Origin of the sequence: Accumulibacter sp. (assembly GCF_016789985.1) — a bacterium.
Lineage (GTDB): Bacteria > Pseudomonadota > Gammaproteobacteria > Burkholderiales > Rhodocyclaceae > Accumulibacter.
Genome location: NZ_JAEUOL010000107.1, coordinates 1 through 15,537, shown reverse-complemented (window position 1 = coordinate 15,537; position 15,537 = coordinate 1). Strand labels below are relative to the sequence as shown.

Sequence of the window (15,537 nt, the reverse complement as noted above, 5' to 3'; positions counted from 1 at the left end):
CCGGCGGACTGTCTTCGGGTAGCCGCGGCCCATGGTTCGACGGCAGCGCTGGGCGACATGTTCGGTGCGATCAAAGTGGAGCGTGCATGATGGTCGATGCGCTGCAAGGACTGTTGCAGGGTCTGTTCGGGTCGGTCTTCCCGCTCGTCTGGGTGCTGCTCAAGATTGTTCTGATCATCGCGCCCCTGCTTCTTGCGGTCGCCTACCTGACCTTCTGGGAACGCAAGATCATCGGCTGGATGCAGGTGCGCATTGGACCGAACCGCGTCGGTCCGTGGGGATTGATCCAACCGATTGCCGATGGATTGAAACTGCTGCTCAAGGAGGTCGTCATCCCGACGGGGTCCGACAAGGGCGTTTTCCTGATCGCTCCGATGTTCGCGTTTGCCCCAGCTCTCGCCGCCTGGGCGGTGGTTCCGTTCAGCGACACGCTGGTCCTGGCAGACGTCAATGCAAGCCTACTGTACATCATGTCGATCACGTCGATCGGCGTGTATGGAATCATCCTCTCGGGCTGGGCATCGAACTCCAAGTACGCATTCCTCGGTGGCATGCGCTCGGCAGCGCAGATGATCTCGTACGAAGTGGCCATGGGACTGGCTCTGGTCGTCGTGCTGATGGTGTCGAACAGTCTCAATCTCGGCGATATCGTGCTCGGTCAGGGCAAGGGCTATTTCGCGGACAAGGGGTTGGCTTTCCTTTCCTGGAACTGGCTGCCGTTGTTGCCGATGTTCATCGTCTATCTGGTATCGATCGTCGCCGAGACCAATCGTGCGCCGTTCGACATGGCGGAAGGCGAATCCGAGATCGTCGGTTTTCATGTCGAGTATTCGGGAATGGCTTTTGCGGTCTTTTTCCTGGCCGAATACGCCAACATGATCCTGGTATCGACGCTGACCTCGATCCTGTTCCTCGGTGGCTGGCTGTCGCCGCTTGGTTTCCTGCCCGACGGCATCCTCTGGCTTTTCCTGAAGATTTCCGCTGTCCTGTTCTTTTTCCTCTGGATTCGCGCCACTTTCCCACGTTATCGCTACGATCAGATCATGCGTCTCGGCTGGAAGGTGTTCATTCCACTTTGCCTGATCTGGCTGATCATTGTTGGCTGCTGGATGATGTCGCCCCTGAACATCTGGAAGTGAGAGGCTAGCCATGGGTTCGATGAAGGAAATATTCAACAGCCTCTTGCTTAAGGAGCTGTTCAAGGGGATGTCGGTTACCGGCCGCTACATGTTCGCCCGCAAGATCACCGTTCAGTATCCCGAGGAGAAAACGCCACAGAGCTTCCGCTTCCGTGGTCTGCATGCCCTGCGGCGCTATCCCAATGGCGAGGAGCGCTGCATTGCCTGCAAATTGTGTGAGGCGGTCTGTCCGGCGCTGGCCATCACCATCGAGTCTGCTCAGCGCGCCGACGGGTCGCGGCGGACCACGCGTTACGACATCGATCTGACCAAATGCATTTTCTGCGGTTTCTGCGAAGAGGCATGTCCGGTCGATGCGATCGTTGAAACGCGGGTTTACGAGTACCACGGCGAGACGCGAGGTGACCTTTACTACACCAAGGCGATGTTGCTGGCGAACGGTGACCGCTATGAAGCGCAGATCGCCGAAGACCGCGAACTTGACTCGAAATACCGCTGACAGGCCGACGCGATGGAATTCAGAACCTTCGTTTTTTACTTTCTCTCGACGATCCTCGTGCTCGCCGGAGTGCGCGTGATCACCTCGCGCAATCCGGTACATGCGGCCCTTTTTCTGGTCCTTGCGTTCTTCACCGCGAGCGGCATCTGGATGCTGCTGCAGGCCGAGTTTCTTGCCATCGCACTCGTTCTGATCTACGTCGGAGCGGTGATGGTCCTGTTCCTGTTCGTGGTGATGATGCTCGACATCAACCTCGACCGACTGCGTGAAGGCTTCTGGAGCTACCTGCCTCTGGGTTCCATCATCGCGTTGTTGATGGTCGCCGAGATGGGGCTGGTGCTGGGTGGCAACTACCTGGGCCTGATGGAGAGCAGTCTGCCGCAGACCAGCGTCGGGGACAGCAATGTACAGGCGGTTGGGCGCCTGATGTTCACCGACTACGTGTATCCGTTCGAACTGGCGTCGATCATCCTGCTCGTCGGGATTGTCGCCGCCGTGGCTCTGACCCAGCGCGGGAAGCGGAAGAACAAGGCGGTCGACCCGTCGCAGCAGGTGTTCGTCAAAGCCAAGGACCGCTATCGCGTGTTGCAGATGCCAGCCGAGAAGAGGGACTGAGCGGGCGCCCGAGGCAGCCGTAGCAGCACGAGAACAAGACCGGGTGGCGGCGACGTCCCACCCCATAAAGGAACCAGGGAGGCACCTTGCTTACACTGTCCCATTTTTTGATCCTGGGCGCGATCCTGTTTGCGACCAGCGTCGTCGGCATCTTCCTCAACCGGAAGAACCTGATCATCATCATGATGTCGATCGAGCTGATGCTGTTGGCGGTGAACATGAACTTCATCGCCTTTTCCCATTACCTTCAGGATCTCGCCGGGCAGGTTTTCGTCTTCTTCATCCTGACCGTGGCTGCCGCCGAGTCGGCGATTGGTCTGGCGATTCTCGTTGTCCTGTTCCGCAACCTGAAGACCATCCACGTGGATGATCTGGACAGCCTGAAGGGTTGATCATGGAAATGCAAAAGCTTTACCTGCTGGTTCCCCTGGCCCCCCTTTTCGGCGCCATCATCGCGGGTCTGTTCTGTCGCGTGATTCCGCGCTGGGTGGCGCACGGCGTGACCATCGCCGGCGTGGCGATCAGTTGCTTTGCTTCCTACTTCATCTTCAGGGACGTGATGGCCGGCAACACCTACAACGGGCCTGTTTACCAGTGGCTGACTTCAGGAGACTATCGCTTCGAGGTCGGGTTCATGATCGACCAGTTGACGGTCACGATGATGCTGGTGGTTACCTTCGTCTCGCTGATGGTACATATCTACACCATCGGTTATATGCAGGACGACCCCGGCTACAATCGTTTCTTCAGCTACATCTCGCTGTTTACCTTTTCGATGTTGATGCTCGTGATGAGCAACAATTTCATGCAGCTCTTCTTCGGTTGGGAGGCGGTTGGTCTGGTGTCGTATTTGCTGATCGGCTTCTGGTACACCAGGCCGACCGCGATCTTTGCCAACCTGAAGGCTTTCCTGGTCAACCGCGTCGGCGACTTCGGTTTCATCCTCGGCATTGGTCTTGTGCTGGCCCATTTCGGCACGCTGGACTATGCTTCCGTATTCGCCAAGGCGCCGGAAGTGGCGGCCCATACCACTCCCCTGGCACTGTTCGGCCAGGGGGAGGGCGTTGCGCTGATGACCGCCATCTGCATCCTCCTGTTCATCGGGGCGATGGGCAAGTCGGCGCAAGTGCCACTGCACGTCTGGCTGCCCGACTCGATGGAAGGTCCGACCCCGATCTCGGCGCTGATCCACGCGGCGACGATGGTGACCGCCGGGATCTTCATGGTGGCGCGCATGTCACCCTTGTTCGAACTGTCCGACACCGCGCTGTCCTTCGTCATCGTGATCGGCGCGATCACCGCGCTGTTCATGGGCTTCCTCGGCATCATCCAGAATGACATCAAGCGTGTGGTCGCCTATTCGACCTTGTCGCAGCTCGGCTACATGACCGTCGCCTTGGGCGCTTCGGCCTACTCGGTGGCGATCTTCCATCTGATGACGCACGCCTTCTTCAAGGCGTTGCTCTTCCTCGCTGCCGGTTCGGTGATCATTGGCATGCATCATGACCAGGATATCCGCAACATGGGCGGTTTGCGCAAATACATGCCGATTACCTGGATCACCTCGCTGATTGGCTCGCTGGCTCTGATCGGCACGCCCTTCTTCGCCGGTTTCTATTCCAAGGATTCGATCATCGAAGCCGTGGCTCTGTCGCATGTCCCGGGCTCCGGTTTTGCCTATTTTGCCGTGATGGCGGGCGTCTTCGTAACGGCCTTCTATTCCTTCCGGATGTACTTCCTGGTGTTTCACGGCGAAGAGCGTTTTGGCAAGGCGTCGGCGCATCACGACGAGCCTGCCGCGACGCACGCCAAGCCGGACGAGCACGCCGTCCATGCCGGACATGCAGCCGGTCACGACGAACACGCTCACCGTGCAGACGACTCGCATGATGAACACCATCATGGACTGGCGCCCGGCCAGAAGCCGCACGAAACCCCGTGGGTGGTGACCCTGCCCCTGATCCTGCTGGCCATCCCGTCGGTGCTCATCGGTTACATGGCGATCGAGTCGATGCTGTTCGGGGGCTACTTCAAGGGCGCGATTTTCGTCGACTCGGCGGCGCATCCGGTGATGGAGGAGCTGGCCCATCACTTCCACGGCGCTTTCGCAATGGCCACACACGCGGTAAGCACCCCAGTGTTCTGGCTGGCTTTCCTGGGCGTCGCGCTGTCCTGGTTCCTGTATATGAAACGTCCGGATATCCCGGCAACGATTAAGGCACGCTTCGGCTGGCTGTACGCATTGCTTGACAACAAATATTACTTCGACAAGTTCAACGAGGTGTTTTTCGCCGGCGGCGCACGCCTGCTCGGGCGGAGTCTCTGGAAAGGCGGCGATACCGGCCTGATCGACGGCATCATCGTCAACGGCTCCGCACGTTTCGTGGGTTGGTTCGCGACCGTGGTTCGCCTGTTCCAGACCGGTCACATTTACAACTATGCATTTACGATGATTATCGGCGTGTTCGTCTTGATGACCCTCTGGGTCACGCGCGCCTGAGCTAGAGAAAGACTGGGAACGATATGTCAGGCACGCCGCTTCTCTCTCTTGCCATCTGGGTTCCGATTCTCGCCGGCTTGGTTATCCTGGCGACGGGCTCCGATCGCAACGCACCGTTGGCACGGATGCTCTCGCTGATCGGTGCCGTCGCCGGCTTGGTGGTGACGATTCCGCTGTATACCGGTTTCGACCTGCACACGCCGGCCATGCAGTTCGTCGAACTGAAGCCCTGGATTCAGCGCTTCAATGTCAACTACCATCTGGGTGTCGATGGCATCTCGATGCTGTTCGTCATTCTCAACAGTTTCATCACGGTCACCGTCATTCTGGCTGGCTGGCAGGTGATCGACAACAAGGTCGCGCAGTACAACGCCGGTTTCCTGATCATGTCCGGTCTGCTGAACGGGATCTTCTCGGCGCTCGACGGTGTCCTGTTCTACGTCTTCTTCGAGGCATCGCTGATTCCGCTCTATCTGATCATTGGTATCTGGGGTGGGCCGAACCGCGTTTACGCGGCATTCAAATTCTTTCTCTTCACACTGTTCGGCTCGCTGCTCTTCCTGATCGCCTTGCTCTACCTTTTCATCAACTCGGGCGGCAGCTTCTCGATTCTCGACTGGCATCGGATGCCCATCCCGATGAACGCGCAAACCTGGCTGTTCCTTGCCTTCTTGGTGGCCTTTGCCGTCAAGGTGCCGATGTGGCCGGTACATACCTGGTTGCCTGACGCGCACGTCGAAGCTCCAACCGGCGGATCGATCGTGCTGGCGGCCATCGCTCTGAAGCTCGGAGCCTATGGCTTCCTGCGATTCTCGCTGCCGATAACGCCCGACGCCTCACACGAACTCGCTGGCCTGGTAATTGCGCTGTCGCTGATCGCCATCATCTATATCGGATTTGTTGCGCTGGTGCAGGACGACATGAAGAAGCTGGTGGCTTATTCGTCGATCGCCCACATGGGTTTCGTGACCCTCGGCTTCTTCATTTTCAGCGCCATGGGGGTGGAAGGTGCGCTGGTGCAGATGATCTCGCACGGCTTCGTATCCGGCGCCATGTTCTTCTCGATCGGCGTCATGTATGACCGGGCACACTCGCGGCAGATTGCCGACTATGGCGGCGTGGTGAACAAGATGCCCAAGTTCGCCGCCTTCTTCATGCTCTTCGCGATGGCCAATGCCGGCCTGCCGGCTACCTCGGGCTTCGTTGGCGAGTTCATGGTCATCCTGGCTGCTGTCGATTACAGTTTCTGGGTCGCCTTTGCTGCTGCGTCGACGATGATCGTCGGGGCTGCCTATACCCTGTGGATGTACAAGCGGGTGGTCTTTGGCGCCGTGGCCAACCACCACGTGGCTGAACTTGCCGACATCGATTCCCGCGAGTTCCTGATTTTCGTTCTGTTCGCCATTGGTGCGCTGGGCATGGGCCTCTATCCTCAGCCGTTTACCGAAGTCATGCACAGCTCGGTCAATGAGCTGCTGCGTCACGTCGCCCTCAGCAAGATCCAATAACTGGTAGCCGCTATGACTCTTGCCGAACTGCAGTTCCAAATCCCGGACCTCCGCCTTGCCAGCGCGGAGATCTTCATGTTGCTGATGGCTTGCCTGATTCTGATGCTTGATTTGCTGGTGAAGGACAGGAAGCGGACGCTGACCTTCGTTGCAACGCAGCTGACCTTAGTGGGAGCGGCGGTCGTCACCTTTGCAACGAGTTCGGGCGAGGTGGCCTACACGTTCAGCAACATGTATGTTGGCGATCTGATGGCGGATCTGCTGAAACTGCTGCTTTATCTCACGGTGATTGTCGTCCTCTTCTATTCGCGCGGCTATATCGTCGAACGCGAACAGATGGCGAGGGGTGAGTACTACTCGCTGGCGCTCTTCGCCACCCTCGGCATGATGGTCATGATCTCGGCAAACCATCTGGTGACGGTGTACATCGGTCTCGAACTGCTGTCGCTTTCGCTCTACGCGATGGTCGCAATGAACCGTGATTCGGTCCCGGCCACCGAGGCGGCAATGAAGTATTTCGTGCTCGGTGCTCTCGCTTCGGGGCTGCTGCTCTATGGCATGTCGATGATCTATGGAGCGGCCGGAACGCTGGAGATCACGGCGATCGCCGAGCGCCTTTACTTGGGTCAGGTCGACCGGGGGATTCTTGTCTTCGGTCTCGTTTTCCTGGTCTCCGGCCTGGCTTTCAAGCTGGGTGTGGTTCCCTTCCACATGTGGATACCGGACGTCTATCATGGCGCACCGACGGCTGTCACCCTGTTCATCGCCACTGCCCCCAAGCTGGCCGCATTTGCCATGGTCATTCGTCTCCTGGTCAACGGGCTGATCGTGGTTTCGCAGGACTGGCAGACGATGTTGATCATGCTCTCGGTGCTGTCGATGGCCATCGGCAATATTGCCGCCATCGCGCAGACCAACCTGAAGCGCATGCTGGCTTACTCGGCGATCTCGCACATGGGCTTCATGTTGCTCGGTATGGTCACCGGAGTGGTTGGCGGAGACGCGCGTTTTGCGCTTAATGCCTACAGTTCGTCGATGTTCTACGTCATTACCTATGTGCTGACCAGCGCGGGCACCTTCGGCATGATCCTGTTGCTCGCCCGCAATGGCTTCGAATCCGAGGAAATCGACGACTTCAAGGGGCTCAACAAGCGCAGCCCATGGTTCGCCGCCGTGATGATGATGATGATGTTTTCGATGGCCGGGGTACCCTTCTTCGTCGGCTTCTTTGCCAAGTTCTCAGTGTTGCAGGCGGTTGTCGCCGCCGGCTACCTTTGGTTGGCCATCGTCGCAGTCGCTTTTTCGCTGATCGGTTGTTTCTACTACCTGCGCGTGGTAAAGATCATGTACTTCGATCAACCGGCCAGCATGACGCCGATCGCTGCCCCGCTGGACATGAAGATTCTCATGTCGGCGAACGGCTTGGCGGTTGCGCTGCTGGGCATCTTCCCGCAAGCATTGATGTCGCTCTGTGCCTTCTCGTTGCTGCGCTCGCTCTGAAGTCGCGGCCGTTTGGGACCTGAACGCCCCGCCGGTCGGGGCGTCGTCTTTTGGGAGTCGAACAATGGACGACAATTACCCACATCTGGCCGAGCAGGAACTGGAGAGCATTCAGGTTTTCGGCGGGAAATTGCTCGATGTGCGTCGCGATCGTGTGCGCCTGCCGGACGGCCGGGAGTGCTTGCGCGAGTACATTCGTCACCAGGGCGCGGTGGTGGTCATTGCCGAGCTCGACGAGCAGCGACTCCTCTTCGTACGGCAGTACCGCTATCCGCTGCGCCGTTCCTTCCTCGAACTGCCGGCGGGCAAGATCGATCCCGGCGAGGACATCCTGGCTACGGCCCGGCGCGAACTGATCGAGGAAACCGGCTATCATGCGGCAGAATGGCGTCACTTGGGCGTGATGCATCCCTGTGTCGGCTATTCGGATGAACGGATCGAGATCTATCTGGCGCACGGCTTGCACCGCGAAACCGATCCCACACCCGACAGCAACGAGTTCCTGGATGTGCTCAGCCTGTCGTTGCATGAGGCGGTGGCCGCGGTGCAGGCCGGGACCATCACCGACGCAAAGACGATCGCCGCGCTCTTCTGGGCCGAAAGAGTCATCCAGGCCAACTGGTGAGCCGGCGTGCACCGCAAGTGGGTAGACGCATCGCCTGTCAGCGGGGCGCCGGCGGCGTGCGCCGATAGATCTCTTCCGGGAGATCACCGAGGATCCGCGTCTGGCCAGAGCTGCTCCGCTGCATCGGGGATGCCTTGGAGATCCTGAATGCCTACCTTCAACGACTGACGGTGTCCCGGCGCATGCTGGGTCTTGCCGCAGTGGCCATCGTTGCCGTACTTGCCATGGGTTTGTCGATCTTTCCGCAGCTGCGCACCCTTGCCGAGATCAACCGGAGCTTCTACCATTATACTAACGATACGCTATTGACGGTCAAGGATATGAAGTACGAGTTGCTGGCGATGCAACTTGTGCTGCATAATCTGATCAGCGAGCGAAATCCGGAAAAGCGCCAGCGCTTTGCTGATGAGCTGCTTCATTGCGACGCCAGGTTCGTTGCTGGAGTGCATCGTCTGCATGCCTCATACGACGGCGATCCGGGCGATCTTGCACAGACAGAAAGATTATATCTGGCGCTGGTCGCCGAGCGCTCCGCGATTCTGGAGCAGGTGAACTCCGCGGCAGGCCGTGCTCACTGGTCGAGCGTGATGGATTCTGCACCAGGCTCGGTCGCCGCCGAGCTGGCCACACGACTCGAACAGATCGGCCAGGTTGCCGCCGTCAGCACGCTGGCCATGCATCAGCGGGCGACCCGGATTTACCAGCAGGAGCGTCGGCAGGCCATCTACTTCATTCTCGGCAGTCTTGGTCTGCTGCTCTTCACGGCGGTCATTTTCGCCCGCTCGATCACTCTTCCCCTGCGCCGCCTGCGCGACAGCATCGTCGCATTATCCCAGGGGCGACTTGGCCAGGCCATTCCCGAGCAGGGACAGGAAAACGAGATTGGCGAAATTGGCCGCGGGGTGGCCGTCCTGCAGAACGTCCATCAGGCGATGGCGGCCCAACGCTGGATCAGAGCGACCATTGCGGCAATCTCGGCTGAACTGCAACAGGCGGTGACCTTCACGGAGCTGGCGCACAAGCTCCTGTCCAACCTGGGACCGGTACTTGGCGTGTCGCAGGGTGCTTTTTTCATCGTTACCGAAGACGGACAGACACTGAAGAGCATTGGTCGCTACGGTCACGCCGCCGGGCAAGCCCGGGAAGTGGTGGGCGCTGACGATGGTCCCGTCGGCGAGTGTGCGACGCTCGGCAAGCCCCTGGTCATCACACAGCCAGCAGCGCAAGACCTGGTTGCTCTTCCTGAGGTGCGTTCTGGTGCGGCCGTCGTGATGCAGCTGGTACCGGTCGTCCGTTTCGGGAAGACGCTAGCGGTGATCGAACTGCACGGTTCCCGGGTCTTCAGTGAGGACGAACGAGCCGTACTGGACGGCCTGCTGCCCCTGCTCGCGCTCACGCTGGAGATCATCGAGCGCAATACGCGAACTCGCCGACTGCTCGAAGCAACGCAGCAGCAGGCCGCGCAACTGGAAAATCAGGCTGCCGAGCTGGCTGCGCTCGAAGAACACAGCCGGCTGATCCTCGGTGCGGTGAGTGACGGGATCGTTGGTCTCGACAACATCGGACGCATGATCTTCGCCAATCCGGCGGTCTTCGCGCTGCTCGGCTATGACAGCGATGAACTGCTCGGCAAGCAGTTCCATGCCATGGTGCACTACGCTTACCCGGACGGGAGCGACTTGCCGGGCGAAAGCTGCGCCATGCAGCGAACCGCGCAGGATGGACAGGTGCGCAAGGTAGCCAATGAAGTCTTGTGGTGCAAAAACGGTACGCCGCTTGCCGTCGAGTACGTTACCACACCATTCTACAAGGCCGGGCAACTGGTTGGTTCGGTCATCGTTTTGCGCGACATCACCGAGCGGCAGGCGGCCGAAGAACGCTTGCGGCAAGCCCATGAAGAACAGATGGCAATTTTTGAAACCGCCAGCCTTGGCATTGCCTTCGTCCGGGACGGTGTGCTGGTCAACGCCAACCGCCGGGTGCAGGAACTGTTCGGCTACGCTGTCGAGGAATTGCTCGGCCAGGCGCCCGGACTATACTTGCCGGCCGATGCAGACGAGGCGCTGGCCCGCGAACTGAATGCCGATCCGGGGGGGGCCAGATCGTCCAGCGGGTGATGGAGCTGTGGCGCAAGGACGGCTCGCGTTTCTGGTGCCGAATCAGCGGCCGTGCGGTCGACCCCGGCAGGCTGTCGCAGGGAACGGTGTGGATGTTCGAGAACGTCACCAGTGAGCGTGCCGCGGCCGACTCGCTGCGCGAGGCGAAGGAACTGGCCGAGGAGACGGCCCGGATGAAGAGCGGTTTTCTCGCCAACATGAGTCACGAGATTCGCACCCCGATGAATGCCATCATCGGCATGACACATCTCGCGCTGCAGACCAGGCTCAGCCCGCGTCAGCGCGACTATGTAACGAAGATCCAGGATTCGGGTCAGCATCTCCTGGCAATCGTCAATGATGTGCTCGATTTCTCGAAGGTCGAAGCGGGCAAGCTGACGCTGGAGCAGACCGAATTCGCCCTCGAGGAGGTGCTTGACAACGTGGCCAACCTGACGATCGGCAAGGCCAGCGCCAAGGGTCTTGAACTGGTGTTCGATGTGCACCCGGCGGTGCCCCGGCTGTTGATTGGCGACCCCTTACGTCTCGGGCAGGTGCTGATCAATTATTGTAACAACGCCGTCAAGTTTACCGAGCACGGGGAGGTCGCCGTTTGCGTCAGCGTGCGTGCAGTGGAGGGCGACAGCCTGTTGCTCCATTTCGCTGTCAGGGATACCGGAATCGGTCTGACCGAGGAGCAAATGGGTTGCCTGTTTCAAAGCTTTTCCCAGGCCGACACTTCGACCACGCGCCGGTTCGGCGGTACGGGTCTGGGCCTGGCAATTGCTAGAAAGCTGGTCGAGCTGATGGGCGGAGAAGTCGGAGCGCAGAGCGAATACGGCAAGGGTTCAAGCTTCTGGTTTACCGCTCGTCTGGGCCGACCTGGGCGGGCGGTGAGTAGCCGCCTGCCCAGTCCCGACCTGCGCGGCAGACGCGTGCTGGTGGTTGACGACAACGACAGCGCGCGCAACGTCCTCCGCGAACTGTTGCAAGCGATAACCTTTGTGGTCAGCGATCAGCCGTCGGGCAAGGCGGCGGTCGAAGAACTCGCAGAGGCGTCCGTGCAGCCCTACGACGTCGTCTTTGTCGACTGGCTGATGCCCGACCTGGATGGGGTCGAGACGGCCCGCCAGATTCTGGCCCTCGGTCTCTCACCCGCGCCACGCCTGGTGATCATCACGGCGGACAGTTCCGAGGCACTGCTCGAGAAAGCTGGCGCCGCAGGGATCAAGGATGTGCTCCTCAAACCGGTCAACGCCTCGCTGCTTTTCGATTGCGTCATTCGCCTGCTGGGCGATGCGCCGGGCGACATACCCGGTGCCTCGCCGCCACTGCCCGAGATCGAACAGCAACTGGCGAGCATCAGGGGTGCGCACGTGCTGCTGGTCGAAGACAATGAACTCAATCAGGAAGTGGCAAGCGAGTTGCTGGTCGGCGCCGGGCTCGTGGTCGACCTGGCGGGGGACGGTGCGGAAGCGGTGCGCAAGGTGCGCGCTGTAGCCTACGATATCGTGCTGATGGACATGCATCTGCCGCTGTTGGACGGTGTCAGCGCCACCCTCGCCATCAGGCAGATGGCCGAGCGCGCAGACTTGCCGATCGTTGCCATGACAGCCAATGCCATGCCGGCCGACCGGCGTAAGTGCCTGGCGTCCGGCATGGTCGATTTCGTCGCTAAACCAATCGAGCCGAGCGAACTCTGGCGGGTGCTGCTCAAATGGATCCCTCCGCAGCAGTCGCTACCCCAGCCGGGAGCGCGGTCTGCGGGGCGTCTCGAGCCTGGTCCGTCGTCTGAAGCCATGATCGATATTCCGGGTCTCGATACGGCCGAGGGGTTGCGGCGGGTGCTCGGCAGGACACAGCTCTACTGGTCGATGCTACGCAAGTTTGTCGCCGGTCAGCAGCATGTTGCCAGCGAGATTGGTGCTGCTCTGGAGCGCGGCGCGGGAGGCACCGCTGAACGCCTGGCGCATACCCTGAAGGGACTGGCGGGTAATATTGGCGCTCGCCAACTGCAACGGCAGGCAGAACGACTCGAAGCGGCGATCGGCGGTGGGTTTGAGCGACAACCCATTGCGGTCTTGCTCGAATCTACGGATAGAATGCTGGGCGCACTGGTCAGCGAGTTGCTGCCCAGATTGCCGCCGGAGTCGCCTGGCGAGATGGCGACAAACTTTGATCCGCTGCGCCTGCAGCAGGTATGCCGCAAACTGGCTGGCCTGCTGGCCGAAAGCGATTCCGAAGCCGGTGATCTGCTCGATGCCGAGGCCGGGTTGTTGAGCGCCGCTTTTGGCAGCAGCTATCGAGATATCGAGACGGCTGTCCGTAGCTTCGATTATGAAGCCGGCCTGGGGGCTTTGCTGGCGAGTGCCGCCGTGGTCGGAATTGCAGTTTGACGAGGAGTGATGATTGCCATGGACGTGAATGAAAACAACAAGGCAACCATTCTGGTGGTCGATGACACCCCGGGCAACCTTGCCCTGATGTCGGCGTTGCTCAAGGAGCGTTACAAGGTCAAGGTGGCCAACCACGGCGACAAGGGACTGCGGATCGCCACTTCCAGGACGCCCCCCGACCTCATTCTGCTCGACGTGATGATGCCGGACATCGATGGTTATGAGGTGTGCCGGCGTCTGAAGGCCGATGCGCAGACACGCTACATTCCGATCATCTTCCTGACCGCCAAGTCGGAGATCGAGGACGAGCAGAAGGGCTTGGCGCTGGGTGCCGCAGACTACATCACCAAGCCGATCAGCCCGCCGATCCTGATGGCGCGTGTCGCTACCCAGCTTACGCTGAAGGCAAGCACCGACTTCCTGCGCAGCAAGAATGACTTCCTTGAAGCAGAGGTGGCCAGGCGAACCAGTGAACTCGAAGCGGTTCAGGATGTAACCATAATGGCCATGGCGTCGTTGGCCGAAACCCGGGATACCGAAACCGGTCAACACCTTCGGCGCACGCAGCTCTACGTCAGGATTCTCGCCGAGACCTTGCGGCCGCATCCGCGTTTCGCGGATTTCCTTACCGACCAGAATATCAAGGTGTTGTGCAAGTCGGCTCCCCTGCATGATATCGGCAAGGTCGGCATTCCCGATCGTATACTGCTCAAGCCAGGGCGCTACGAGCCGCATGAAATGGAGATCATGAAAAGGCATCCGCTGTTTGGCCGGGATGCCATCCAGTCGGCCGAGGACTGGCTTGGCAGGCAGGTCGAGTTCCTGACCATTGCCAAGGAAATCGCGCTCTGTCATCAGGAGCGATGGGACGGCAGCGGCTATCCGGAAGCGCTTTCCGGTGAGAGCATCCCGGCATCGGCGAGGCTGATGGCGGTTGCCGATGTCTACGATGCGCTGATCAGCCGCCGGGTCTACAAGCCGCCGATGACGCATGAACAGGCGGTGCAGGTGATCGTCCAAAGTCGCGGCGTGCATTTCGATCCCGATGTGGTCGACGCCTTCCTGCAGGCGGAGGAAGAGTTTCGCTCGATCGCCCAGCGCTATCCCGATTCCGAGGACGATCTGCGGAAAAAGATCGAGTATCTGTCGCAGGCAGTCGCCGTCGATCCCTGAAGCGGCAGCGCCCCGCCTCGCCTGGCCGCTTCCCGGCGTCAGACCGTGTCAACCCGCTGCCCCCGGCGGCCCGTCGCCAGGGTCAGCGGTTCAGTCGGGCTGGCTGGTCTGCCTCGGCCAGATCGGGAGCCGTGCTGCGCCCGGCGGTCAGTGTCGCGAACAGTGCCCGGAGTTCGGCCACCGCGTCTTCCAGTCGACTTACCCGTGCCACCAGTTCGGCCTGCTGGTCGACGCTCGTGGCGGCAAGCTCTGCTGTGGGATCGAGCGACGGCTCTGCTGCACCGCACAGCAGGTGCGCCCAACGATGTTCACGCGCACCGATCTGCCTGGGCAGGCGGACGACGAGCGGGCCGGCGTTGCGCGTGGTCAGCTCCTGCAGATAGGCGTCAACCGATGAGCTGTCATCAAAGTGGTACAGTCGCTCGCTGTTGGCGCGCAATTCGCTGACCGTCTGCGCACCGCGCAGCATCAGGGTGGCGAGCAGGGCGACGCTGGCCGCCGGTACACTGTACACCTTGCCGAAGTTCTGGGCGTAGCGCAGGACGCGACCCGATGCGCCATAGGTTTCGAGCACCAGAACGCGGCTGCGCAGTTCTTCGAGTGCCGCCTGGACCTCGCTTTCCGCAACATTGAGCACCGGATCGCGCGCCGATTTCTGGTTGCAGCCCGCAGTCAGGCTGTTCAAGGTCAGCGGATAGGTGTCGGGGGTGGTCTTTTCCTTCTCGATCAGCACACCCAGAATGCGTGCCTGGAGAACGCTCAGGGTCGGTGGGTTGGCGGCAGGCTGTGGCATGGTCGTTTCCTCTTGGCTTCTGGCAAGATTCCGGGTTCGGGTCCCGCGAGTGCCAGCGGACTTACGGTGGTGGCGTGTGGCCGGGCCAGCAACGTTGCGCTTGCTGGCCAACGCAAGGCCGGGTCAGGCGAATAACTGCCCATGCTCACGCGAGTCGTGGAAACCGACCTGGGTCCATTTCTCGCTCGTCACCTCCAGGTTGTAGCGCGTGCTCGCCAGATAGACGGGATTGCCGTCCACATCCTTGGCCATGCGGTGGAGCTGCTCTCGCTCGAAGGCGCGGCGCGTGCTGTCGTCGGGGAAAGTCAGCCAGCGCGCGGTGTAGATGTCGGCCGATTCGAAGATGGCATCGACCTTGTACTCGGTCTGCAGGCGCTGCGCGACGACTTCGAACTGCAGGTTGCCGACCGCGCCGAGCAGCAGCGCGCCGCTCGCCAGGTTTTCGAAGACCTGGATGGCGCCTTCTTCACCGAGTTCCTGCAGCCCCTTGAGCAGTTGCTTGCTCTTCAGTGGGTCACGCAAGCGCGCTGCGCGAAAGAGTTCCGGCGAAAAGTAGGGGATGCCCTTGAAGTCCAGGGTCTCGCCTTCGCTCAGGCAGTCGCCGATATGCAGGTTGCCGTGGTTGTGGATACCGATGATGTCGCCGGCCACCGCATCTTCCATCAGCAGGCGCTCGTTGGCCATGAAGGTCAG

At 60.4% G+C, this 15,537-nt stretch carries 12 protein-coding genes and 1 pseudogene; 11 read left to right on the top strand and 2 right to left on the bottom strand.

Translation table 11 applies throughout. From position 1 onward, the window contains the following. Positions 1 to 86: 86 nt before the first annotated feature. The 11 genes from nuoH (at position 87) to JNK99_RS06345 (ending at position 14,051) form a co-directional block, all read left to right on the top strand. A complete protein-coding gene (gene nuoH / locus JNK99_RS06395; RefSeq protein WP_291850293.1) occupies positions 87 to 1,139 on the top strand; it encodes an NADH-quinone oxidoreductase subunit NuoH in 1,053 nt (350 codons plus the stop codon). 10 nt (positions 1,140 to 1,149) lie between these two features. Continuing rightward, positions 1,150 to 1,638: an NADH-quinone oxidoreductase subunit NuoI gene (gene nuoI, locus JNK99_RS06390; RefSeq protein ID WP_291850290.1), complete on the top strand. Its 489-nt coding sequence runs from the start codon at positions 1,150 to 1,152 to the stop codon at positions 1,636 to 1,638. Between the two features lie 12 nt (positions 1,639 to 1,650). Next, on the top strand, positions 1,651 to 2,253 hold the full coding sequence (locus tag JNK99_RS06385) for an NADH-quinone oxidoreductase subunit J (RefSeq protein WP_291850287.1): 603 nt from the start codon (positions 1,651 to 1,653) through the stop codon (positions 2,251 to 2,253). Positions 2,254 to 2,339: 86 nt separating this feature from the next. After that, positions 2,340 to 2,645, top strand: coding sequence for an NADH-quinone oxidoreductase subunit NuoK (gene nuoK / locus JNK99_RS06380; protein ID WP_291850284.1), 306 nt, complete (start codon positions 2,340 to 2,342; stop codon positions 2,643 to 2,645). Positions 2,646 to 2,647: 2 nt separating this feature from the next. Next, a complete protein-coding gene (gene nuoL / locus JNK99_RS06375) occupies positions 2,648 to 4,753 on the top strand; it encodes an NADH-quinone oxidoreductase subunit L (protein ID WP_291850281.1) in 2,106 nt (701 codons plus the stop codon). Positions 4,754 to 4,776: 23 nt separating this feature from the next. Further along, positions 4,777 to 6,261 (top strand): NADH-quinone oxidoreductase subunit M, encoded by a 1,485-nt coding sequence (locus JNK99_RS06370; RefSeq protein ID WP_291850278.1) that lies wholly within the window; start codon positions 4,777 to 4,779, stop codon positions 6,259 to 6,261. A 27-nt stretch (positions 6,262 to 6,288) separates the two neighbouring features. Continuing rightward, on the top strand, positions 6,289 to 7,761 hold the full coding sequence (nuoN, locus tag JNK99_RS06365; RefSeq protein WP_291850295.1) for an NADH-quinone oxidoreductase subunit NuoN: 1,473 nt from the start codon (positions 6,289 to 6,291) through the stop codon (positions 7,759 to 7,761). A gap of 64 nt (positions 7,762 to 7,825) precedes the next feature. Beyond that, positions 7,826 to 8,386: an NUDIX hydrolase gene (locus JNK99_RS06360; protein ID WP_291850276.1), complete on the top strand. Its 561-nt coding sequence runs from the start codon at positions 7,826 to 7,828 to the stop codon at positions 8,384 to 8,386. Between the two features lie 134 nt (positions 8,387 to 8,520). Beyond that, positions 8,521 to 10,503, top strand: a complete 1,983-nt coding sequence (locus JNK99_RS06355) for a PAS domain S-box protein (RefSeq protein ID WP_291850273.1) — start codon at positions 8,521 to 8,523, stop codon at positions 10,501 to 10,503. Further along, positions 10,503 to 12,878, top strand: coding sequence for a response regulator (locus JNK99_RS06350; protein WP_291850271.1), 2,376 nt, complete (start codon positions 10,503 to 10,505; stop codon positions 12,876 to 12,878). The genes JNK99_RS06355 and JNK99_RS06350 overlap by 1 nt, the downstream gene beginning before the upstream one ends. Before the next feature lie 18 nt (positions 12,879 to 12,896). Continuing rightward, entirely contained in the window at positions 12,897 to 14,051 is a 1,155-nt protein-coding gene (locus JNK99_RS06345; RefSeq protein ID WP_291850267.1) for a two-component system response regulator, read from the top strand. Positions 14,052 to 14,133: 82 nt separating this feature from the next. Here the strand turns inward: JNK99_RS06345 and JNK99_RS06340 are convergent, their stop codons facing one another. Together JNK99_RS06340 and prfC are read right to left on the bottom strand one after the other, a co-directional pair. Then, positions 14,134 to 14,844 (bottom strand): YceH family protein, encoded by a 711-nt coding sequence (locus JNK99_RS06340; protein ID WP_291850264.1) that lies wholly within the window; start codon positions 14,842 to 14,844, stop codon positions 14,134 to 14,136. Positions 14,845 to 14,967: 123 nt separating this feature from the next. Then, positions 14,968 to 15,537, bottom strand: a pseudogene (gene prfC, locus JNK99_RS06335) (peptide chain release factor 3); the annotation flags it as partial.